Raw genomic sequence first — 21,558 nt, forward strand, 5'->3', positions numbered from 1 at the left:
CCAGGCACCTCCTTATATTAATGAGTTATCCTTAAGCTTCTTTTACAGTTATAAGGTGAGAAACTTTGTTGATCATACCAAGAATAGCAGGAGTTTCTTCCTTAACTACAGTTGAATTCAACTTTTTAAGACCTAAAGCTTCTACCGTCGCACGTTGATCTTGTGGACGACCAATTACACTACGAGTGAGGGTAATTTCTAACTTTTTCGCCATTTGTTTTCCCTCCTTAACCTAGTAGCTCTTCTACAGATTTACCGCGTAATTTTGCAACATCTTCAGCGCGCTTAAGTTCGCTTAATCCGTTCACAGTAGCGCGAATCATGTTGATTGGTGTGTTAGAACCAAGAGATTTCGAAAGAATATCTTGTACACCAGCTAATTCAAGTACCGCACGAACAGGTCCACCAGCAATAACACCAGTACCTTCAGCAGCAGGTTTTAAGAATACTTCACCAGCTCCAAAATGACCGTTGATTGTGTGTGGAATTGTTGTACCAACTAATGGTACAGCGATTAAGTTTTTCTTAGCGTCTTCGATAGCTTTGCGAATTGCGTCTGGTACCTCTTGTGCTTTACCAGTACCGAATCCAACATGACCGTTTTTATCGCCAACTACAACTAGTGCAGCAAAGCGGAAACGACGACCACCCTTAACAACTTTCGCGACACGATTTATCGTAACTACACGTTCTTCAAGTTCTAATTTACTTGGGTCAATGCGATGCATCAATTTTCCCTCCTTTGACCATTAAAATTGTAATCCAGCCTCACGAGCAGCTTCAGCTAGAGCTTTAACACGGCCATGGTATAAGTAACCACCGCGATCAAATACTACTTCTTTAACGCCTTTCTCTACAGCACGCTTAGCAACTGATTCTCCAACTTTCGTAGCAGCTTCAGTATTGCTAGTACCGTTAAGAGCAAGGTCTTTATCAAGAGTAGATGCACTTACTAACGTTACACCATTTACATCATCAATAACTTGAGCGTAAATATGTTGGTTAGAACGGAACACGTTTAAACGTGGACGTTCTGCAGTACCAGTAAGTTTAGCACGTACACGCGCATGTCTTTTCTTACGAGTCGCATTTTTATCAGCTTTAGTGATCATTCTTGTCACTCCTTTCTCTCACCTAACGGGTTTACTTAGCAGTTTTACCTTCTTTACGACGAACAACTTCGCCTTCGTAACGAATACCTTTACCTTTATATGGCTCAGGAGCACGTACAGCACGGATGTTAGCAGCAAATTCGCCAACACGTTGCTTGTCGATACCTTTAATTACGATTTTAGTTGGTGCAGGTACTTCAACTTCAAGACCTGCTTCCGGAGTCATTTCTACTGGATGAGAATAACCTACGCTTAATACAAGTTTATCTCCTTGTTTTTGAGCACGGTAACCAACACCGACTAATTCAAGTCCGCGTGCGAAACCTGCAGTTACACCTTCAACCATGTTTCCGATTAAAGCACGAGTTGTACCGTGTAATGCACGGTGTTCCTTCTGTTCAGATGGACGCTCAACTGTTAGTGTATTTTCTTCAATTTTGATAGACATATCAGCATTGAATGTACGAGTTAATTCACCTTTAGGGCCTTTTACTGTTACAGTATTGTCTTCTGCAATTGTAATAGTAACACCTGCAGGGATTTCAAGAATCTTTTTACCAATACGAGACATGTGGTCACACCTCCGTTCGTTTTAAATATATATTACCAAACGTATGCTACTACTTCTCCACCAGTTTGTAATTGACGAGCGTCTTTGTCTGTCATTACTCCCTTAGATGTAGAAACAAGAGCGATACCTAATCCGTTAAGTACACGTGGTACTTCATCAGCTTTAGCGTAAACGCGTAAGCCAGGTTTACTGATACGTTTTAATCCAGTGATTACACGTTCATTGTTTGCACCATATTTCAGGAAAATACGAAGGATACCTTGTTTGTTATCCTCGATGTATTCTACATCACGAATGAAACCTTCACGTTTTAAAAGTTCAGCGATCTCTTTTTTGATTTTAGAAGCAGGAACCTCTAATTTCTCATGACGTACCATGTTCGCATTACGGATGCGAGTAAGCATGTCTGCAATTGGATCTGTCATCACCATGTGTTTTACCTCCTTCCCATTTGTGGGTTTTACCAACTAGCTTTTTTAACACCAGGAATTTGACCTTTATATGCAAGTTCACGGAAACAAATACGGCAAAGTTTAAATTTGCGGTATACAGAATGCGGACGACCGCAGCGTTCGCAACGTGTATACTCTTGTACTTTAAACTTAGGAGTACGCTTTTGTTTCGCTATCATAGATTTTTTAGCCACGTTTTCGCCTCCTCTACTTAGCGTTGGCTTCCATTATTTTTGGAATGGCATACCGAATTGTGTTAAAAGTTCACGAGCTTCTTCATCAGTTTTCGCTGTAGTAACGATTACGATGTCCATACCGCGGACTTTGCTTACTTTATCATAATCGATCTCAGGGAAAATAAGTTGCTCTTTAACACCTAATGTGTAGTTCCCACGACCATCGAATGATTTCTTAGAAACACCACGGAAATCACGTACACGTGGTAAAGAAACTGATACTAATTTGTCGAAGAACTCATACATTTGTTGTCCGCGTAAAGTTACTTTCGCACCGATTGGCATACCTTCACGAAGACGGAAACCAGCGATTGATTTTTTAGCGCGAGTTACAACAGGTTTTTGACCTGCGATTTGAGTTAATTCTTCTACTGCATTGTCTAAAGCTTTTGAGTTAGATACCGCGTCACCAACACCAGTGTTGATTACGATCTTTTCGATTTTCGGTACTTCCATCACAGATTTATAGTTAAACTTGCTCATTAGAGCAGGAGTAATTTCCTTTTGGAACTTCTCTTTAAGGCGATTCAATGAAGTGACCTCCTTTCTTAAGAAAATTATTTATCTAATAATTCACCAGATTTTTTTGCAATACGAACTTTTTTACCATCTTCTACTTTGAAGCCTACGCGAGTAGGTTCGCCTGTTTTCGGATCTAATATCATAACATTAGAAACGTGAATAGGTGCTTCTTTCGTAATAATTCCACCTTGTGGATTTAATTGAGATGGCTTAGAGTGTTTTTTAACGATGTTAACACCCTCAACGATAACACGGTTTTGCTTTGGGAAAGCCACAAGGATAACACCTTGTTTTCCTTTGTCTTTACCAGTGATTACCTGTACTTTATCACCTTTTTTTACATGCATCTTAATTCTGCACCTCCTTAGCAAGGCAATACCTTAAATTATAGAACTTCTGGAGCTAAAGAAACGATCTTCATGAAGTTGCTATCACGTAATTCACGAGCTACTGGTCCGAAGATACGAGTACCACGTGGGCTCTTATCGTCTTTAATGATAACCGCTGCGTTTTCATCAAATTTGATATAAGAACCGTCCGGACGACGAGCTCCGCTCTTCGTACGTACCACTACTGCCTTAACAACGTCACCTTTTTTAACAACGCCACCTGGTGTTGCTTGTTTTACCGTAGCAACGATAATATCACCAATGTTAGCATATTTACGACCAGAGCCGCCTAATACTTTAATTGTTAAAAGTTCACGTGCACCAGAGTTGTCAGCAACTTTCAAACGAGATTCTTGTTGGATCATGTTATGAAACCTCCCTTCGGACTAAAAATTCCGATTCGTCTATTTAGATAATAACCGCTTCTTCAACGATTTCAACTAAACGGAAACGCTTAGTAGCAGAAAGCGGGCGAGTTTCCATGATTTTAACGATATCGCCAAGTTTCGCTTGGTTTTGCTCATCATGGGCTTTGTACTTCTTAGAATACTTAACACGTTTTCCGTACAAGGAATGAGTTTTGTAAGTTTCAACTAAAACTGTAATCGTTTTGTCCATTTTATCAGACACAACACGACCAGTATAAACTTTGCGTTGGTTACGTTCGCTCACTATGCAAACCTCCCCTCAATTTATCGATTAATTCCGATCTCTCTTTCACGAACTACAGTTTTCATGCGAGCAATCGCTTTACGCACTTCACGGATGCGAGTTGGATTCTCTAATTGTCCTGTAGCAAGTTGGAAGCGAAGATTGAACAATTCTTCCTTTAAAGCTTTAACTTTTGTTTCGATTTCGGCAGTGGTTAATTCACGAATATCATTAGTTTTCATTAGATTCACCACCATTTTCTTCACGTTTTACGAATTTACATTTCACAGGTAACTTGTGAGCTGCAAGACGTAATGCTTCGCGTGCTACCTCTTCAGATACACCCGCGATTTCGAACATAATTTTCCCAGGTTTTACTACTGCTACCCAGCCTTCTGGTGCCCCTTTACCGGAACCCATACGTACTTCTAGAGGTTTTGCAGTGTAAGGCTTAGAAGGGAAAATTTTAATCCATACTTTACCGCCACGTTTCATGTAACGAGTCATTGCACGACGAGCAGCTTCGATTTGACGGTTTGTAATCCATGAAGCAGCTTGTGCTTGTAAACCGAATTCACCGAAAGCAATTTCAGTTCCACCTTTTGCACGACCACGCATTTTACCACGATGCTCTCTACGATATTTTACGCGTTTTGGCATTAACATATTATTTTCCTCCTTCCTCAGAAGCTTTCTTTTTTGTAGGAAGGACTTCTCCACGGTAGATCCATACTTTTACGCCTAATTTACCGTATGTTGTATCAGCTTCAACTGCTGCATAGTCAATATCAGCGCGAAGTGTATGAAGTGGAACAGTTCCTTCACTGTAAGATTCTGCACGAGCGATATCAGCTCCGCCAAGACGACCAGAAACCTGTGTTTTAATACCTTTAGCACCTGCACGCATAGCACGTTGAATAACTTGCTTTTGTGCACGACGGAATGATACACGGTTTTCTAATTGACGAGCGATGTTTTCGCCTACTAATTTAGCGTTAAGATCAGCTCTCTTAACTTCTAAAATGTTGATGTGTACACGCTTGCCTGTTAATTGGTTAAGAGCTTTACGAAGTGCTTCAACTTCAGTACCACCTTTACCAATTACCATACCAGGTTTTGCAGTGTGAATTGTAACATTTACACGATTTGCTGCACGTTCGATTTCTACTTTAGCAACAGCAGAATCTTTTAAGCGTACAGTAATGTACTCACGGATTTTGATGTCTTCATGTAATAATGTAGCGTAATCTTTCTCAGCGAACCAACGAGATTCCCAGTCACGGATAACGCCGACACGAAGACCAATTGGATTAACCTTTTGACCCATCGATTATCCCTCCTTCTTTTCTGATACCACAACTGTGATGTGGCTTGTGCGTTTGTTAATTTGGCTTGCACGACCCATTGCACGTGGACGGAAACGTTTCAACGTTGGACCTTCGTCAACGAAAACTTTTTCAACAACTAGGTTGTTAATGTCCATCTCATAATTGTGCTCTGCATTTGCGATTGCAGATTTTAAAACTTTTTCTACAACTGGAGAAGCAGTTTTTGGTGTGTGGTTAAGGATAGCAATCGCTTCACCCACTTGCTTACCTCGGATTAAGTCTACTACTAAACGAACTTTACGAGGAGCAATACGAACTGTTCTCGCTACTGCTTTAGCTTGCATTGAAGTGCCTCCTCTCATTATCTTCTAGTTTTCTTATCGTCAGCAAGGTGACCTTTATACGTACGAGTTGGTGCAAATTCACCTAACTTATGGCCAACCATATCCTCAGTGATGTACACAGGTACGTGTTTACGACCATCATATACAGCGATTGTGTGCCCGATGAACTGAGGGAAGATTGTTGAACGGCGAGACCAAGTTTTAACAACTTGTTTTTGCTCAGATGCAACTAATTTTTCCATTTTGTTCATTAAGTGATCATCGACAAATGGTCCTTTTTTTAAGCTACGAGCCATTTTGGTGCCTCCCTTCGTGATTGGCGTACGGTTCTAGAAATGAACCGTACTACAATCCCATTATTTTTTACGACGACGAACGATAAATTTATCAGACGCTTTGTTTTTCTTACGAGTCTTGAATCCAAGAGTTGGTTTACCCCATGGAGACATTGGAGACTTACGTCCGATTGGAGAACGTCCTTCACCACCACCGTGTGGGTGATCAACCGGGTTCATTACAGAACCACGAACTGTTGGGCGTTTACCTAACCAGCGAGAGCGACCAGCTTTACCGATTTTGATAAGCTCGTGTTGTTCGTTACCTACTTGACCGATTGAAGCGCGACAAGCAGATAATACAAGACGTACTTCACCAGAAGTTAAACGTACAAGTACGTATTTACCTTCTTTACCAAGTACTTGAGCAGATGTACCAGCAGAACGAACTAATTGTCCGCCACGACCAGGCTTAAGCTCGATGTTATGAACAACAGTACCTACTGGAATGTTGATTAATGGTAATGCGTTACCGACTTTGATGTCAGCCTCTGGGCCAGACATAACTTCCATACCTACTTCTAAAGTTTTAGGAGCAAGAATGTAACGTTTTTCACCGTCAACGTAGTTAATTAATGCGATATTCGCAGAGCGGTTTGGATCGTATTCGATCGTAGCAACGCGTCCTGGAATTCCATCTTTGTTACGCTTAAAGTCGATGATACGGTATTGACGCTTATGTCCGCCACCTTGATGACGTACAGTAATTTTACCTTGGTTATTACGACCAGCCTTTTTGCTTAAAGGAGCAAGTAAAGACTTTTCCGGTCTGTCAGTCGTGATTTCAGCGAAATCATTCGTAGTCATGTTACGACGACCGTTAGTAGTTGGATTATACTTTTTAATTCCCATCTCAATTTCCCTCCTTCTTTAGTAAGAATTAAACGCCTTGGAAGATTTCGATTTCTTTGCTGTCAGCAGTTAGCTTAACGATTGCTTTACGACGACGGCTAGTAAAACCAGCGTGACGACCAACGCGTTTTGCTTTCGGCTTGTAGTTCATGATGTTTACTTTGTCTACATTAACACCAAAGATCGCTTCTACAGCGTCTTTAACTTCTGTTTTATTAGATTTAACGTCCACGTCGAACGTGTATTTTTTTTCAGCCATCATTTCCATAGAACGTTCAGTGATAACTGGGCGCTTAATGATATCACGAGGATCTCTCATTATGCAAGCACCTCCTCTACTTTTTCCACTGCCGCTTTTGTCATGATTAGCTTATCATGATGAAGCACATCTAGCACGTTTACGCCATCAGCAGTGATTACTGTTACTCCAGGGATATTGCGAGCAGATAACTCTACAGATTCGTTTGCATCAGCAGTTACGATAAGAGCTTTCTTCTCAACAGTTAATCCTTTAAGTACTGCTACCATGTCTTTTGTTTTTGGTGCATTTAACACTAGGTCTTCAAGAACTACAATGTTGTTCTCAACTACTTTAGTAGCTAATGCAGATTTGATTGCTAAACGACGAACTTTCTTAGGAAGTTTGTACGCATAGCTTCTTGGTGTAGGTCCGAATACCGTACCACCACCACGCCATTGAGGAGAGCGGATAGAACCTTGACGAGCACGTCCAGTTCCTTTTTGACGCCATGGTTTACGACCACCACCGCGAACTTCAGAGCGAGTTTTTACTTTGTGTGTACCTTGACGTAAAGACGCACGTTGCATCATTACAGCTTCGAAAAGTACAGCTTCATTTGGTTCGATACCGAAAATAGCTTCAGCTAATTCGATTTCACCAACCTGTGAACCAGTTTGGTTATATACAGTAACTTTTGGCATTGGAATTCCTCCTTCCTATTGTGAATTATTTGCTAACCTTCACAGCGCCTTGAACAACTACAAGAGATTTCTTAGCACCTGGAACGTTACCTTTTACTAGTAATAAGTTGCGCTCAGTGTCAACTTGAACGATTTCTAAGTTTTGGATAGTAACTTGGTCTCCACCCATACGTCCAGCAAGTTTTTTGCCTTTGAATACACGGTTCGGAGCAACTGGGCCCATTGAACCTGGACGACGGTGATAGCGAGAACCATGAGACATAGGTCCGCGAGATTGTCCGTGGCGTTTAATTACACCTTGGAAACCTTTACCTTTAGAAATTCCTGTTACGTCAACGATTTCACCTGCAGCGAAAACTTCAACTTTTACCTCTTGACCAACCTCTAATCCGTCCACGTCTGCATCGCGGATTTCGCGAATGAAGCGCTTAGGAGTTGTAGATGCTTTAGCAGTGTGGCCTTGTTCAGGTTTGTTAGTTAACTTTTCACGTTTGTCTTCAAATCCTAACTGGATTGCATTGTAGCCATCAGTTTCAGTTGTTTTCTTTTGAAGAACAACGTTTGGATTAGCAGCGATTACCGTTACTGGGATTAACTCACCGTTCTCAGCAAATACTTGAGTCATACCGATCTTTCTTCCTAAGATTCCTTTGGTCATGAGTTACACCTCCTACATTTTTAAGTTATATAAATTATAGTTTGATTTCGATATCTACACCAGATGGTAAGTCTAAACGCATTAATGAATCTACTGTTTGTGGAGTAGGACTCACGATATCGATTAAACGTTTGTGTGTGCGCATTTCGAATTGCTCACGAGAATCTTTGTACTTATGAACAGCACGAAGAATTGTGTAAATAGTCTTCTCAGTTGGTAATGGGATCGGACCAGAAACTGTTGCCCCAGAACGCTTAGCTGTTTCTACAATTTTCTCAGCTGATTGATCAAGAATACGGTGATCATAAGCTTTTAAACGGATACGAATTTTTTCTTTTGCCATTATTTTCCCTCCTTCGTTCGCCTATTTCTAAAATAGACCTTCTCCATGGAAATTTCCCCACACCATGCCATGGCAAAGCGGCCGGGTGTGTCAGCAACCTTCCACTTCATCGCAGTCAAAGACCAACATTGTCTATTATACAATGTTATTCGTCTAGATGCAAGCATCTTTTTGTTTGCATCTGCTTTTCTCTACTTTTGCTATTATACATGGCACTTTAAAGAATATCAAGTTTTCATCTAACAGAATTGATTTTACAGTTTTTGGGTTTTGAGTTTGTTGAATTTATATTATTATAGAAGAAACTCGTCAAAACATAAATAAAATGATCTCATTCATTATATAAACACAAACAAAAAACCCAAGGGAAGATCCCTTGGGTTTTATATATCAGTTAAGATTACTCAACGATAGTTGCAACTACACCGTAACCTACTGTACGTCCACCTTCACGAATAGAGAATTTAGTTCCCTCTTCGATAGCGATTGGAGCGATAAGTTCGATAGTCATTTCGATGTTGTCACCAGGCATTACCATTTCAGTACCTTCTGGTAATTGGATGATACCAGTTACGTCAGTTGTACGGAAGTAGAACTGTGGACGGTAGTTAGCGAAGAATGGAGTGTGACGTCCACCTTCTTCTTTAGATAATACGAAAACTTCAGCTTTGAATTTAGCGTGTGCTTTTACAGAGCCAGTTTTAGCAAGAACTTGTCCACGTTGGATGTCTTCACGAGCAACTCCACGAAGTAGAGCACCGATGTTGTCTCCAGCTTGAGCTTGGTCAAGAAGCTTACGGAACATTTCTACACCAGTTACAGTTGTAGAAGCATTCTCTTCAGCAAGACCGATGATTTCTACTACGTCACCAACTTTAACGATACCGCGCTCAACACGACCAGTTGCAACTGTACCACGACCTGTGATAGAGAATACATCCTCGATAGGCATTAAGAATGGTTTGTCAGTTTCACGTTCTGGAGTTGGGATGTAAGCATCAACTTCAGTCATTAATTCGATGATTTTTGCTTCCCACTCAGCTTCTCCTTGAAGAGCTTTAAGAGCAGAACCTTTAATTACAGGAATATCGTCGCCTGGGAATCCGTATTCAGATAATAGGTCGCGAACTTCCATTTCAACTAATTCTAATAATTCTTCGTCGTCTACCATGTCGCATTTGTTTAAGAATACAACGATGTAAGGAACACCTACTTGACGAGAAAGAAGGATGTGCTCACGTGTTTGAGGCATTGGGCCATCAGCAGCAGATACTACTAAGATACCGCCGTCCATTTGAGCAGCACCAGTGATCATGTTTTTAACATAGTCAGCGTGACCTGGGCAGTCAACGTGTGCATAGTGACGAGTTTCAGTTTCGTACTCAACGTGTGCAGTTGAGATTGTGATTCCGCGCTCTCTTTCTTCTGGAGCAGCGTCGATTTGATCGTATCCGCGTGCTTCAGCACCACCAGCTTTTGCAAGAACTGTAGTGATCGCAGCAGTTAATGTAGTTTTACCATGGTCAACGTGGCCGATTGTACCGATGTTAACATGGGGTTTAGAACGTTCGAATTTAGCTTTAGCCATTCTAAATTCCTCCTTAGTTTATATAGGTTATTTTATATTTAGACTAGAAAGTGAAACTCACGTCCCACTTTCTAAGCTTACATAAGTAGTTATACTTGAACAATCGATAAAAATCAATTATTCACCTTTATTTTTTTTAATAATTTCTTCTGAAACAGACTTCGGCACTTCTTCATAATGATCAAATGTCATTGAGAATGTTCCGCGTCCTTGAGTGTTAGAACGTAATGACGTTGCATAACCGAACATTTCAGAAAGTGGAACCATAGCGCGAACAACTTGTGCGTTACCGCGAGCTTCCATACCTTCTACACGTCCACGACGAGATGTTACGTCACCCATAATGTCACCCATGTACTCTTCAGGAATTACAACTTCAACTTTCATCATTGGCTCAAGAATTACTGGGCTACATTTAGAAACCGCAGCTTTAAGCGCCATAGATGCAGCGATTTTGAACGCCATCTCAGAGGAGTCAACATCATGGTAAGATCCGTCAACTAATGCAGCTTTAATGTCAACTAGTGGATAACCAGCTAGTACACCATTTTTAAGTGCATCTTCAAGACCTGCTCCAACAGCTGGGATGTATTCACGTGGAACTACACCACCGACGATCTTGTTTTGGAATTCGAATCCTTTACCTTCTTCATTAGGTTCAAACTCAATCCAAACGTGACCGAATTGTCCACGACCACCAGATTGACGAGCGAACTTACCTTCAACTTTCGCAGCAGCGCGGAAAGTCTCACGGTATGCTACCTGAGGAGCACCAACGTTTGCTTCCACTTTGAATTCACGGCGCATACGGTCAACGATGATATCAAGGTGAAGTTCACCCATACCAGCGATGATTGTTTGGCCAGTTTCTTGGTCAGTGTGAGCACGGAATGTTGGATCTTCTTCAGAAAGCTTAGATAATGCTGTACCCATTTTATCTTGGTCAGCTTTAGATTTTGGTTCGATAGCTACAGAGATAACTGGTTCTGGGAATTCCATAGACTCAAGGATAACAAGGCTCTTCTCGTCACAAAGAGTATCACCAGTAGTAGTATCTTTTAAACCTACAGCAGCAGCGATATCACCAGCGTAAACTGTTGAAATCTCTTCACGGCTGTTAGCGTGCATTTGTAGGATACGACCTACACGCTCACGCTTACCTTTAGTTGAGTTTTTCACGTATGATCCAGAGTTTAACACACCAGAATACACACGGAAGAACGTTAACTTACCAACATAAGGGTCAGTCATGATTTTGAATGCTAGAGCTGCGAATGGTTCTTCATCGCTAGACTTACGTTCTACAGCTTCATCTGTATCCGGAAGAGTACCTTTAATAGCAGGTACATCTAATGGAGATGGTAAGTAGTCAATAACTGCGTCTAACAGAATTTGAACACCTTTATTTTTGAATGCAGAACCACAGATTACTGGGAAGAATTCAACAGAAGTTGTAGCCTTACGGATACCAGCTTTAAGCTCTTCTACAGTGATTTCTTCACCTTCTAGGTACTTCATCATCATTTCTTCATCAAGCTCAGCTACCGCTTCAATAAGTTTTCCACGGTATTCTTCAGCTAGTTCTTTGTGCTCTTCAGGAATTTCAACACGCTCGATGTCTGTTCCTAAATCGTTACTGTACATGTAAGCACACTCTTCAACAAGGTCAATGATACCATTGAACTCGTCTTCAGCACCGATTGGTAACTGAATTGGATGTGCGTTTGCTTGTAAACGATCGTGGATTGTTCCTACAGAGTATAAGAAATCTGCACCGATCTTATCCATTTTGTTAACGAATACGATACGAGGTACGCCATAAGTAGTAGCCTGACGCCAAACAGTTTCTGTTTGTGGTTCTACACCAGATTGTGCATCAAGTACTGCTACCGCGCCATCAAGTACGCGTAAAGAACGTTCTACTTCTACTGTGAAATCTACGTGTCCTGGAGTGTCAATGATATTTACACGGTGACCCTTCCATTGTGCTGTAGTTGCAGCAGAAGTAATTGTGATACCACGTTCTTGCTCTTGCTCCATCCAGTCCATCTGAGATGCACCTTCATGAGTTTCACCGATTTTATGAATACGTCCTGTGTAATACAGAATACGCTCAGTTGCTGTTGTTTTACCAGCATCGATGTGAGCCATGATACCAATATTACGAGTGTTTTCTAAAGAGAACTCTCTTGTCATTTGGTGTCTTGCTCCTTCCATATATGGATTGGATTATTTTATTTTAAGTAGCAAAAAAGCCACTTTATATTGTTACATATGCCAGTGTCCAGTACCCTCATTATGTAAAACGAGCGCCCAACGAAAGGGAGAGGCATTCTCCCTCTCCACACTTCCATAAGCGACAAATAAAGCGGTTTATGCTTACATTTATTTTACGTTGAATCCTACCAACGGTAATGAGCAAATGCTTTGTTAGCTTCTGCCATTTTATGAGTATCTTCACGTTTCTTAACAGATGCACCAGCGTTGTTAGCTGCATCTAAGATTTCGTAAGCTAGACGCTCTTCCATAGTTTTTTCACCACGAAGACGAGCATAGTTTACTAACCAGCGAAGACCTAAAGTTGTACGGCGTTCTGGACGAACCTCAACTGGAACTTGGTAGTTAGCACCACCAACACGACGAGCGCGTACTTCAAGAACAGGCATGATGTTCTTAAGAGCTTGCTCGAATACTTCCATAGGTTCTTTATCTGAACGTTCACGAACGATATCGAAAGCGTTATAAAGAATTGTTTGAGATTTACCTTTTTTACCGTCAACCATCATTTTGTTGATTAGGCGTGTTACAAGTTTAGAATTGTACATTGGATCTGGTAACACGTCACGTTTCGCAACAGGTCCTTTACGAGGCATATTGAGTTCCTCCTTTCATTATAAGTTTATTATTTTTTAGCAGGTTTTGGTCGCTTAGTACCATATTTAGAACGTCCTTGCATACGTTTGTCAACACCAGCTGTATCAAGCGCACCACGAACGATGTGGTAACGTACCCCTGGTAAATCCTTTACTCGACCACCGCGAATTAATACTACGCTATGCTCTTGTAGGTTATGACCGATACCTGGGATGTAAGCTGTAACTTCAATACCATTTGTTAAACGTACACGAGCGTATTTACGTAACGCTGAGTTCGGTTTCTTTGGAGTCATTGTACCAACACGAGTACATACACCACGTTTTTGAGGTGCAGAGATATCAGTTGATTTTTTCTTTAAAGAGTTAAAACCTTTGTTTAACGCAGGTGATTTAGATTTCCATACTTTATCAGTACGACCATTTCTCACTAATTGGTTAATAGTAGGCATTTGATTATCCTCCCTTCGCATGTTTGTATGACCACATATCCAGGTGGTTCATTATTAGTTGAAAACAAAGTTTTTGCAAGGGAGAGCAAATGCTCTCTCCTCACAAAAACAGTTTTAACTTATTATTCCTATTGCTGAAGCTCCCACTTGAATCCCCGAAACTTTTCCAAGTTTACGAACTGATTCAACTTTGGTTATGGGTATGTTATGTTGCAAGGCAGTACGAATGATAACATGAGTTAACCTCACATCAGCATCTTCCGCAATGACAACTTCTTTAACTATACCATTTTTGATCGCTTCCAATGTACGTTTATGACCAACGACTACACTTTCAGCATTTGACACTTTTTGATAAGACATATAAATATCCTCCAAAGCATCGTTCAGGAGCAACCTTGATTATAGTAACATTTTGACTCATACAATGTCAACTAGGATTAGCTGTTTTTATACAAAATTTACGACGGAAAATTTTACTGTTCCACATAAACTTCATCGTTTTCTACATTCATGTTATCTTGTGTTGTTTTTACAAGATCCACTTTGCGATAACGATTCATACCTGTTCCAGCAGGAACAAGCTTACCGATAATAACATTCTCTTTCAATCCTAGAAGCTCATCGCGTTTACCCTTAATTGCTGCATCTGTTAGAACACGAGTTGTCTCTTGGAACGATGCTGCAGATAAGAACGAATCAGTTTCAAGTGAAGCTTTAGTAATACCAAGTAGAACCGGTCTAGCTGTTGCTGGTTGTTTACCTTTCAGTAACACCTTCGCATTCGCATCAGTAAACTGATGGATATCTAGTAATGTTCCTGGTAATACATCTGTTTCACCCGCATCGCTTACACGAACTTTACGTAGCATTTGACGTACCATTACTTCTACGTGTTTGTCACCAATTTCTACCCCTTGCATACGGTATACTTTTTGAACTTCACGTAATAAGTATTCTTGTACTGCTGTAATGTCCGTTACTTTTAGTAATTCTTTCGGATCAATAGAACCTTCTGTTAACTCTTTACCATGGCTAATTGGCTGTCCTGGAGTTACTTTCAGACGAGCACCGTAAGGAATAGCATACGTACGAGCTTCAACTTCACCCTGTACAACTACTTCTTGGCGATCTTTAACATCGTTGATCGCTGCGATAACACCGTCGATTTCACTGATAACTGCCTGACCTTTCGGATTACGAGCTTCGAAGATCTCTTGGATACGAGGTAAACCTTGTGTGATATCATCTCCGGCAACCCCACCTGTATGGAACGTACGCATCGTTAACTGTGTACCTGGCTCACCGATAGATTGAGCTGCGATAATACCTACCGCCTCTCCTACTTCTACATCTGTACCAGTTGCTAAGTTACGACCGTAACACTTCTTACATACACCGTGGCGAGTATTACACGTAAATGCTGAACGAATGTTTACAGTTTCAACACCCGAATTTTCAACGATATGAGCGATATCTTCAGTAATTAATTGGTTTTCACTAACTAATACTTCACCTGTTTCAGGATGTTTTACAGTTTTTCTTGCAAAACGTCCAACAAGACGATCATATAGTGACTCAATAACTTCATTACCCTCTTTAATCGCACCAATTAGTAAACCGCGATCTGTTCCACAATCATCTTCACGAACGATTACATCTTGTGCAACGTCTACAAGACGACGTGTTAAGTAACCAGAATCGGCAGTTTTAAGTGCTGTATCGGCAAGACCTTTACGTGCACCATGCGTAGAGATGAAGTACTCAAGTACTGTTAAACCTTCACGGAAACTTGATTTGATCGGAAGCTCAATGATACGACCAGATGGATTGGCCATCAGACCACGCATACCAGCAAGCTGAGTAAAGTTCGATGCGTTACCACGGGCACCGGAATCACTCATCATGAAGATTGGGTTGCGTTTATTCAAGGATTTCATCAGTTTTCCTTGGATAACATCTTTTGCATTACTCCAAATAGAGATAACACGATCGTAACGTTCTTCTTCCGTGATTAAACCGCGACGGAATTGTTTAATTACATTATCTACTTTTGCTTGTGCTTCGTGGAGAATTTCATCTTTTTCACCTAATACAAGAATGTCAGATACCCCAACTGTAATACCAGCTTTTGTAGAGTATTTAAATCCTAAGTTTTTCATACGGTCAAGCATGCGAGACGTTTCTGTAATCTTGAAACGCTTGAATACTTCCGCAATGATGTTACCAAGGATCTTCTTGCTAAATGGCGCCACTTCTTCGCGACTAGCAATAATTTCTTTAATGTTCGCACCTTTTTCAACGAAATATTCCGCTGGTGTTTCTTTTTCAAGGTTTGAGTTTGTCGGTTCATTAATATAAGGGAACGACTCTGGTAAGATTTCGTTAAATATTAATTTACCAACTGTTGTTAATAGAAGCATACTTTTTTGCTCTTCAGTAAATGTTGCATTGTTTACTGCACTTGCAGCTACTGCCACACGTGTATGCAGATGCACATATCCATTTTGGTATGCAAGTAATGCTTCGTTTGCATCTTTGAAGACCATACCTTCACCGATTGCACCTTCACGCTCAAGCGTTAAGTAGTAGTTACCTAATACCATATCCTGAGATGGAGTAACAACTGGTTTACCGTCTTTCGGGTTCAAGATGTTTTGTGCCGCTAACATAAGAATACGAGCTTCTGCTTGTGCCTCTGATGATAACGGAACGTGAACCGCCATTTGGTCACCGTCAAAGTCCGCGTTGTATGCAGTACATACAAGTGGGTGAAGACGGATTGCGCGACCTTCTACTAATGTAGGTTCAAACGCCTGGATACCAAGACGGTGAAGTGTTGGTGCGCGGTTTAGAAGTACTGGATGCTCTTTGATCACAGATTCTAAAACGTCCCAAACTTCAGGTTGTACACGCTCGATTTTACGTTTAGCACTCTTAATGTTGTGTGCTAATCCTTTTCCAACTAACTCTTTCATAACGAAAGGCTTAAACAATTCAAGCGCCATTTCTTTCGGTAATCCACATTGGTACATCTTTAAGTTCGGTCCTACAACGATTACAGAACGGCCAGAGTAGTCAACACGTTTACCTAATAAGTTTTGACGGAAACGTCCTTGTTTACCTTTAAGCATGTGAGATAGTGATTTTAATGGACGGTTACCTGGTCCAGTAACTGGACGGCCACGACGACCATTATCGATTAATGCGTCTACAGCTTCTTGTAGCATACGTTTTTCGTTTTGAACGATGATGCTTGGTGCACCTAAGTCCAATAGACGTTTTAAACGATTGTTACGGTTAATTACACGACGATATAAGTCGTTTAAGTCAGAAGTAGCAAAACGTCCACCATCTAACTGTACCATTGGGCGTAGTTCTGGCGGGATAACTGGAAGAACATCTAAGATCATCCAAGATGGGTGATTTCCAGAGTTACGGAATGCTTCTAATACTTCTAGACGTTTAATAGCACGAGTACGGCGTTGTCCTTGTGCTGTTTTTAATTCTTCTTTTAAGAAGTCTACTTCTTTATCTAAATCGATGTCTTGCAGTAGCTTTTTAATCGCTTCTGCACCCATAGCAGCGTGGAATGTGCTACCATATCGATCACGATATGCACGGTATTCTTTTTCAGAAAGTAATTGCTTCTTATCAAGTGGTGTATCTCCACTTTCTGTTACAACATAAGAAGCGAAATAAATTACTTCTTCAAGCGCGCGAGGGGACATGTCTAAGACAAGTCCCATGCGGCTCGGGATACCTTTGAAATACCAAATATGAGATACAGGAGCAGCTAATTCGATATGACCCATACGTTCACGACGAACTTTTGCACGCGTTACTTCAACGCCACATCGATCACAAACTACACCTTTATAACGTACACGTTTATATTTTCCGCAATGACATTCCCAGTCCTTTTGTGGTCCGAAAATACGCTCACAGAACAAGCCATCTTTTTCAGGCTTTAACGTACGATAGTTAATTGTTTCTGGTTTCTTAACTTCACCGTATGACCAAGAACGAATCTTGTCAGGTGAAGCAAGTCCAATCTTCATATATTCAAAGTTATTTACATCTATCAAGGGGCCTACCTCCCTTTTAGTCTACAGGTTATCCCAATTATTCCTTAGTTGTCTCAACTTCGACATTCAATTTATCTGCTGATTGATGATCATCGTCATCTTCCGTATCACGCATTTCAATTTCTGTATCGTCGCTAGACATCATTTTAACGTCCATACCTAAACTTTGCAGTTCTTTAATCAATACTTTGAATGATTCAGGAACGCCTGGTTCTGGAACATTTTCGCCTTTAACAATTGCTTCATACGTCTTAACACGTCCAACAACATCATCAGACTTCACTGTTAAGATTTCTTGAAGAGTATAAGCAGCACCGTAAGCTTCAAGTGCCCAAACCTCCATCTCACCGAAACGCTGTCCACCGAACTGAGCTTTACCTCCAAGAGGCTGCTGCGTTACAAGTGAGTATGGTCCAGTAGAACGAGCATGAAGTTTATCGTCAACCATGTGCGCAAGTTTGATCATATACATGACACCAACAGATACGCGGTTATCGAATGGTTCACCAGTACGTCCGTCATACAGGATTGTTTTCGCGTCATTTGCCATACCAGCTTCTTCAATTGTGCCCCATACATCTTCCTCACGAGCACCATCGAATACTGGTGTTGCAATATGAATACCAAGGTATCTTGCTGCCATACCAAGATGAAGCTCTAATACCTGACCGATATTCATACGAGATGGTACCCCTAATGGGTTTAACATGATATCGATTGGCGTACCATCTGGTAAGTAAGGCATATCTTCTTCTGGTAAAATACGAGAGATAACACCTTTGTTACCGTGACGTCCGGCCATCTTGTCACCTTCAGAAATTTTACGTTTTTGAACGATATATGCACGTACAAGTTGATTCACGCCTGGTGGCAATTCATCGCCATCTTCACGGTTGAACACTTTTACGTCTAAGATAATACCGCCACCACCGTGTGGTACACGTAGTGATGTATCACGTACTTCACGTGCTTTTTCTCCAAAGATAGCGTGTAATAGACGTTCTTCAGCTGTTAACTCTGTTACACCTTTAGGTGTTACTTTACCAACAAGTAAGTCTCCATCTTTTACTTCCGCACCAACGCGAATGATACCGCGCTCGTCAAGGTTGCGTAGTGCATCTTCCCCAACGTTTGGAATGTCACGTGTAATTTCTTCTGGTCCAAGCTTCGTATCACGAGCTTCTGATTCATATTCTTCAATATGAATAGAAGTGTACACATCATCTTTTACAAGGCGCTCACTCATAATGATCGCATCCTCGTAGTTATAACCGTCCCATGTCATGAAGCCAACAAGCACGTTACGTCCAAGTGCTAGTTCACCTAATTCCATAGAAGGACCATCCGCAAGGATTTCACCTTTCACAACTTGATTTCCAACACTTACGATTGGACGTTGGTTGTAGCAAGTTCCTTGGTTAGAACGAATGAATTTCTGCATTTTGTAGCGATCTAAGTCGCCTTTTACTGTTTGACCGTCAACTTCTACATAGCGACGTACCCAAACTTCACGTGCTTCTACGCGTTCAACAACACCAGGATGTTTACAGATTACTGCAGCACCTGAGTCTTTTGCTGATACGTACTCCATACCAGTACCTACAATCGGAGATTCCGGATTCATTAACGGAACCGCCTGACGTTGCATGTTCGCTCCCATAAGTGCGCGGTTAGAGTCATCGTTTTCTAAGAACGGAATACAAGCTGTCGCTGCCGACACTACTTGTTTTGGAGATACATCCATGTAGTCGATGCGTTCTTTATTTGTGACAATGTTTTCACCACGGAAACGAGCTACGATATCTTCATCAAGGAATTCCCCTTCTGCAGATAATTTCATATTCGCTTGGGCTACAACATAATTATCTTCTTCATCTGCTGTTAAATAATCAACATGCCCTGTTACAAGACCAGTTTCTGGGTCAACACGACGGTATGGTGTTTCAATGAAACCAAACTCATTTACTTTCGCGAACGAAGATAATGAGTTAATCAAACCGATGTTTGGTCCCTCTGGTGTTTCAATTGGACACATACGACCGTAGTGAGAGTAGTGAACGTCACGCACTTCAAAGCCTGCGCGCTCACGCGTTAAACCACCAGGTCCTAATGCAGATAGTCTTCGTTTGTGAGTTAACTCTGCTAATGGGTTTGTTTGATCCATGAACTGAGATAACTGAGAACTTCCGAAGAACTCTTTAATAGATGCAATAACAGGACGAATATTGATTAATGCCTGTGGTGTAATTGCATTTGTATCTTGAATCGACATTCTCTCACGAACAACACGTTCCATACGAGAAAGACCGATACGGAATTGGTTTTGTAATAGTTCTCCTACAGAACGCAGACGACGATTTCCTAAATGGTCGATATCATCTGTATCCCCTACTTTGTATAGTAAGTTGAAGAAGTAACTAATAGAAGCAAGAATATCACCTGGTGTGATATGTTTTACATCACGAGTAATATTTGCATTCCCAATTACGTTAATAGTACGTTCACCTTCTGATTCTGGAGCATAAATCTTAATAGATTGCAGCTCAACATCGCCTTCTACCACTCCACCCATTGGTTTCGCTGTTTTGAATCCAATGTTTTTCTCTAAGTAAGGTAAAATGCGATCCAGTGTACGACGATCTAAGACTGTTCCTTCTGCCGCTAAAATTTCACCAGTTTCTGGATCCACTAATGTTTCAGCTAAACGTTGGTTAAACAATCTGTTTTTCATGTGTAACTTTTTGTTGATCTTATAGCGACCTACATTTGCTAAATCGTAGCGCTTTGGATCGAAGAAACGAGACACAAGTAAGCTCTTTGCATTTTCTACTGTTGGTGGTTCACCAGGACGTAGACGCTCATAAATTTCAAGCAATGCTTTTTCTGTGCTATCTGTATTGTCTTTTTCTAATGTGTTGCTTAAGTATTCGTTATCACCTAAAAGCTCGGTGATTTCTTGATCAGAGCCAAACCCTAATGCGCGTAACAAAACAGTTACAGGAAGTTTACGCGTACGGTCAATACGCACATATACAACATCCTTAGCATCTGTTTCATACTCTAACCAAGCTCCGCGGTTTGGAATTACAGTAGCAGTAAAACCACGTTTTCCGTTTTTATCCACTTTGCCACTATAGTATACGCTTGGAGAGCGAACTAACTGGGAAACGATAACACGTTCTGCACCGTTAATTACGAATGTTCCAGTCTCTGTCATGAGTGGGAAATCTCCCATGAACACATCTTGTTCTTTTACTTCACCAGTTTCCTTGTTGATTAGACGCACTTTTACACGAAGTGGTGCTGCATACGTCACATCACGCTCTTTGCATTCGTCTACAGAGTATTTAGGTTCACCTAAGCTGTAGTCGATAAATTCAAGCGATAGATTTCCCGTAAAGTCTTCAATCGGAGAAATGTCTTGGAACATTTCTCGCAAACCCTCATCAAGAAACCACTGATAAGAAGAGGTTTGAATTTCGATAAGATTTGGTAACTCTAATACTTCACTAATACGGGCATAACTTCTTCGTTGGCGGTGGCGTCCGTATTGAACTAGTTGACCTGTCAACTGCTTCACCCCTCAAATCATGAGTATTATAAATGCACAAAAAAATTTGTGCAAAATCACAAATAAATACAACTACTGCTAATAGCGTAGTCTTTTTCTCTTAAAGATAGATACGTTGAGTCTTTCTACCTGCTCAAAAAGAAAAATGGCTTCTATAAGAAAACCATCATTCTGTTTCATAATCTGCTGATTTTACTATCTTTTCCAAGAGAAACAAAAATATACATCTTTCTCAACGCAGAAAATCATAT

General features: G+C 40.9%; 27 protein-coding genes. All 27 read right to left on the reverse strand.

Annotated features, from left to right (window positions below; genetic code table 11):
- Positions 1 to 31 precede the first annotated feature (31 nt).
- Positions 32 to 214 carry a 50S ribosomal protein L30 gene (gene rpmD / locus U860_RS0117975; RefSeq protein ID WP_001085231.1) on the reverse strand — a complete coding sequence of 61 codons (183 nt, stop codon included), beginning with the start codon at positions 212 to 214 and terminating at the stop codon, positions 32 to 34.
- Positions 215 to 227: 13 nt separating this feature from the next.
- Positions 228 to 728 carry a 30S ribosomal protein S5 gene (gene rpsE / locus U860_RS0117980; protein WP_000554646.1) on the reverse strand — a complete coding sequence of 167 codons (501 nt, stop codon included), beginning with the start codon at positions 726 to 728 and terminating at the stop codon, positions 228 to 230.
- Between the two features lie 21 nt (positions 729 to 749).
- A complete protein-coding gene (gene rplR / locus U860_RS0117985) occupies positions 750 to 1,112 on the reverse strand; it encodes a 50S ribosomal protein L18 (RefSeq protein ID WP_000628818.1) in 363 nt (120 codons plus the stop codon).
- A 31-nt stretch (positions 1,113 to 1,143) separates the two neighbouring features.
- Positions 1,144 to 1,683 carry a 50S ribosomal protein L6 gene (gene rplF, locus U860_RS0117990; protein WP_002115328.1) on the reverse strand — a complete coding sequence of 180 codons (540 nt, stop codon included), beginning with the start codon at positions 1,681 to 1,683 and terminating at the stop codon, positions 1,144 to 1,146.
- A gap of 32 nt (positions 1,684 to 1,715) precedes the next feature.
- Positions 1,716 to 2,114, reverse strand: coding sequence for a 30S ribosomal protein S8 (gene rpsH / locus U860_RS0117995; RefSeq protein WP_000245511.1), 399 nt, complete (start codon positions 2,112 to 2,114; stop codon positions 1,716 to 1,718).
- A 29-nt stretch (positions 2,115 to 2,143) separates the two neighbouring features.
- Positions 2,144 to 2,329 (reverse strand): 30S ribosomal protein S14, encoded by a 186-nt coding sequence (rpsN, locus tag U860_RS0118000; protein ID WP_001085700.1) that lies wholly within the window; start codon positions 2,327 to 2,329, stop codon positions 2,144 to 2,146.
- 33 nt (positions 2,330 to 2,362) lie between these two features.
- A complete protein-coding gene (gene rplE, locus U860_RS0118005; protein ID WP_002091528.1) occupies positions 2,363 to 2,902 on the reverse strand; it encodes a 50S ribosomal protein L5 in 540 nt (179 codons plus the stop codon).
- A gap of 26 nt (positions 2,903 to 2,928) precedes the next feature.
- Positions 2,929 to 3,240, reverse strand: coding sequence for a 50S ribosomal protein L24 (gene rplX / locus U860_RS0118010; protein WP_000558200.1), 312 nt, complete (start codon positions 3,238 to 3,240; stop codon positions 2,929 to 2,931).
- A 38-nt stretch (positions 3,241 to 3,278) separates the two neighbouring features.
- Positions 3,279 to 3,647, reverse strand: coding sequence for a 50S ribosomal protein L14 (gene rplN / locus U860_RS0118015; RefSeq protein WP_000615912.1), 369 nt, complete (start codon positions 3,645 to 3,647; stop codon positions 3,279 to 3,281).
- Positions 3,648 to 3,690: 43 nt separating this feature from the next.
- Entirely contained in the window at positions 3,691 to 3,954 is a 264-nt protein-coding gene (rpsQ, locus tag U860_RS0118020; RefSeq protein WP_000004106.1) for a 30S ribosomal protein S17, read from the reverse strand.
- 20 nt (positions 3,955 to 3,974) lie between these two features.
- A complete protein-coding gene (rpmC, locus tag U860_RS0118025; RefSeq protein ID WP_000855718.1) occupies positions 3,975 to 4,175 on the reverse strand; it encodes a 50S ribosomal protein L29 in 201 nt (66 codons plus the stop codon).
- A complete protein-coding gene (gene rplP, locus U860_RS0118030; RefSeq protein WP_000928969.1) occupies positions 4,165 to 4,599 on the reverse strand; it encodes a 50S ribosomal protein L16 in 435 nt (144 codons plus the stop codon). Before rplP ends, rpmC begins: the two co-directional genes overlap by 11 nt.
- A 1-nt stretch (position 4,600) precedes the next feature.
- Entirely contained in the window at positions 4,601 to 5,260 is a 660-nt protein-coding gene (gene rpsC / locus U860_RS0118035) for a 30S ribosomal protein S3 (RefSeq protein WP_000529958.1), read from the reverse strand.
- Positions 5,261 to 5,263: 3 nt separating this feature from the next.
- Complete coding sequence (rplV, locus tag U860_RS0118040; protein WP_001148024.1) at positions 5,264 to 5,605, reverse strand: 50S ribosomal protein L22; 342 nt, start codon at positions 5,603 to 5,605, stop codon at positions 5,264 to 5,266.
- 17 nt (positions 5,606 to 5,622) lie between these two features.
- A complete protein-coding gene (gene rpsS, locus U860_RS0118045; protein ID WP_000124452.1) occupies positions 5,623 to 5,901 on the reverse strand; it encodes a 30S ribosomal protein S19 in 279 nt (92 codons plus the stop codon).
- 60 nt (positions 5,902 to 5,961) lie between these two features.
- On the reverse strand, positions 5,962 to 6,792 hold the full coding sequence (gene rplB, locus U860_RS0118050) for a 50S ribosomal protein L2 (protein WP_000511585.1): 831 nt from the start codon (positions 6,790 to 6,792) through the stop codon (positions 5,962 to 5,964).
- 28 nt (positions 6,793 to 6,820) lie between these two features.
- Complete coding sequence (gene rplW, locus U860_RS0118055; protein WP_001205559.1) at positions 6,821 to 7,111, reverse strand: 50S ribosomal protein L23; 291 nt, start codon at positions 7,109 to 7,111, stop codon at positions 6,821 to 6,823.
- The gene (gene rplD, locus U860_RS0118060) at positions 7,111 to 7,734 is read right to left on the reverse strand and encodes a 50S ribosomal protein L4 (RefSeq protein ID WP_001127261.1); all 624 of its coding nucleotides are present in this window, start codon (positions 7,732 to 7,734) and stop codon (positions 7,111 to 7,113) included. The genes rplW and rplD overlap by 1 nt, the downstream gene beginning before the upstream one ends.
- Before the next feature lie 25 nt (positions 7,735 to 7,759).
- Complete coding sequence (rplC, locus tag U860_RS0118065) at positions 7,760 to 8,392, reverse strand: 50S ribosomal protein L3 (protein ID WP_000160209.1); 633 nt, start codon at positions 8,390 to 8,392, stop codon at positions 7,760 to 7,762.
- Positions 8,393 to 8,426: 34 nt separating this feature from the next.
- Positions 8,427 to 8,735 (reverse strand): 30S ribosomal protein S10, encoded by a 309-nt coding sequence (rpsJ, locus tag U860_RS0118070; protein ID WP_001040595.1) that lies wholly within the window; start codon positions 8,733 to 8,735, stop codon positions 8,427 to 8,429.
- Positions 8,736 to 9,135: 400 nt separating this feature from the next.
- Positions 9,136 to 10,323, reverse strand: coding sequence for an elongation factor Tu (gene tuf, locus U860_RS0118075; protein ID WP_025149624.1), 1,188 nt, complete (start codon positions 10,321 to 10,323; stop codon positions 9,136 to 9,138).
- Between the two features lie 117 nt (positions 10,324 to 10,440).
- Positions 10,441 to 12,519 carry an elongation factor G gene (gene fusA / locus U860_RS0118080; RefSeq protein ID WP_025149625.1) on the reverse strand — a complete coding sequence of 693 codons (2,079 nt, stop codon included), beginning with the start codon at positions 12,517 to 12,519 and terminating at the stop codon, positions 10,441 to 10,443.
- 206 nt (positions 12,520 to 12,725) lie between these two features.
- The gene (rpsG, locus tag U860_RS0118085) at positions 12,726 to 13,196 is read right to left on the reverse strand and encodes a 30S ribosomal protein S7 (protein ID WP_001137492.1); all 471 of its coding nucleotides are present in this window, start codon (positions 13,194 to 13,196) and stop codon (positions 12,726 to 12,728) included.
- 29 nt (positions 13,197 to 13,225) lie between these two features.
- Positions 13,226 to 13,648: a 30S ribosomal protein S12 gene (gene rpsL / locus U860_RS0118090; protein WP_001142341.1), complete on the reverse strand. Its 423-nt coding sequence runs from the start codon at positions 13,646 to 13,648 to the stop codon at positions 13,226 to 13,228.
- A 114-nt stretch (positions 13,649 to 13,762) separates the two neighbouring features.
- Positions 13,763 to 14,011 (reverse strand): ribosomal L7Ae/L30e/S12e/Gadd45 family protein, encoded by a 249-nt coding sequence (locus tag U860_RS0118095; RefSeq protein ID WP_025149626.1) that lies wholly within the window; start codon positions 14,009 to 14,011, stop codon positions 13,763 to 13,765.
- A gap of 113 nt (positions 14,012 to 14,124) precedes the next feature.
- Positions 14,125 to 17,736 (reverse strand): DNA-directed RNA polymerase subunit beta', encoded by a 3,612-nt coding sequence (gene rpoC / locus U860_RS0118100; RefSeq protein ID WP_025149627.1) that lies wholly within the window; start codon positions 17,734 to 17,736, stop codon positions 14,125 to 14,127.
- Positions 17,737 to 17,773: 37 nt separating this feature from the next.
- Positions 17,774 to 21,307, reverse strand: coding sequence for a DNA-directed RNA polymerase subunit beta (gene rpoB, locus U860_RS0118105; RefSeq protein ID WP_025149628.1), 3,534 nt, complete (start codon positions 21,305 to 21,307; stop codon positions 17,774 to 17,776).
- Positions 21,308 to 21,558: the final 251 nt, after the last annotated feature.

It is taken from the genome of Bacillus sp. H1a, assembly GCF_000633475.1.
Taxonomy (GTDB): Bacteria; Bacillota; Bacilli; order Bacillales; family Bacillaceae_G; genus Bacillus_A; species Bacillus_A paramycoides.

What these genes read in the sequence shown, in the direction of transcription:
- fusA (WP_025149625.1), bottom strand. Translation starts at nt 12,519, where the DNA reads ATGACAAGAGAGTTCTCTTTAGAAAACACTCGTAATATTGGTATCATG.
- rplR (WP_000628818.1), bottom strand. Translation starts at nt 1,112, where the DNA reads ATGATCACTAAAGCTGATAAAAATGCGACTCGTAAGAAAAGACATGCG.
- rpsG (WP_001137492.1), bottom strand. Translation starts at nt 13,196, where the DNA reads ATGCCTCGTAAAGGACCTGTTGCGAAACGTGACGTGTTACCAGATCCA.
- rplW (WP_001205559.1), bottom strand. Translation starts at nt 7,111, where the DNA reads ATGAGAGATCCTCGTGATATCATTAAGCGCCCAGTTATCACTGAACGT.
- rpsS (WP_000124452.1), bottom strand. Translation starts at nt 5,901, where the DNA reads ATGGCTCGTAGCTTAAAAAAAGGACCATTTGTCGATGATCACTTAATG.
- rpmC (WP_000855718.1), bottom strand. Translation starts at nt 4,175, where the DNA reads ATGAAAACTAATGATATTCGTGAATTAACCACTGCCGAAATCGAAACA.
- rpsE (WP_000554646.1), bottom strand. Translation starts at nt 728, where the DNA reads ATGCATCGCATTGACCCAAGTAAATTAGAACTTGAAGAACGTGTAGTT.
- rplV (WP_001148024.1), bottom strand. Translation starts at nt 5,605, where the DNA reads ATGCAAGCTAAAGCAGTAGCGAGAACAGTTCGTATTGCTCCTCGTAAA.
- rplD (WP_001127261.1), bottom strand. Translation starts at nt 7,734, where the DNA reads ATGCCAAAAGTTACTGTATATAACCAAACTGGTTCACAGGTTGGTGAA.
- rplX (WP_000558200.1), bottom strand. Translation starts at nt 3,240, where the DNA reads ATGCATGTAAAAAAAGGTGATAAAGTACAGGTAATCACTGGTAAAGAC.
- rplN (WP_000615912.1), bottom strand. Translation starts at nt 3,647, where the DNA reads ATGATCCAACAAGAATCTCGTTTGAAAGTTGCTGACAACTCTGGTGCA.
- rpsJ (WP_001040595.1), bottom strand. Translation starts at nt 8,735, where the DNA reads ATGGCAAAAGAAAAAATTCGTATCCGTTTAAAAGCTTATGATCACCGT.
- rplP (WP_000928969.1), bottom strand. Translation starts at nt 4,599, where the DNA reads ATGTTAATGCCAAAACGCGTAAAATATCGTAGAGAGCATCGTGGTAAA.
- rplB (WP_000511585.1), bottom strand. Translation starts at nt 6,792, where the DNA reads ATGGGAATTAAAAAGTATAATCCAACTACTAACGGTCGTCGTAACATG.
- tuf (WP_025149624.1), bottom strand. Translation starts at nt 10,323, where the DNA reads ATGGCTAAAGCTAAATTCGAACGTTCTAAACCCCATGTTAACATCGGT.
- rpmD (WP_001085231.1), bottom strand. Translation starts at nt 214, where the DNA reads ATGGCGAAAAAGTTAGAAATTACCCTCACTCGTAGTGTAATTGGTCGT.
- rpsL (WP_001142341.1), bottom strand. Translation starts at nt 13,648, where the DNA reads ATGCCTACTATTAACCAATTAGTGAGAAATGGTCGTACTGATAAAGTA.
- U860_RS0118095 (WP_025149626.1), bottom strand. Translation starts at nt 14,011, where the DNA reads ATGTCTTATCAAAAAGTGTCAAATGCTGAAAGTGTAGTCGTTGGTCAT.
- rplF (WP_002115328.1), bottom strand. Translation starts at nt 1,683, where the DNA reads ATGTCTCGTATTGGTAAAAAGATTCTTGAAATCCCTGCAGGTGTTACT.
- rpsH (WP_000245511.1), bottom strand. Translation starts at nt 2,114, where the DNA reads ATGGTGATGACAGATCCAATTGCAGACATGCTTACTCGCATCCGTAAT.
- rpsC (WP_000529958.1), bottom strand. Translation starts at nt 5,260, where the DNA reads ATGGGTCAAAAGGTTAATCCAATTGGTCTTCGTGTCGGCGTTATCCGT.
- rplC (WP_000160209.1), bottom strand. Translation starts at nt 8,392, where the DNA reads ATGACCAAAGGAATCTTAGGAAGAAAGATCGGTATGACTCAAGTATTT.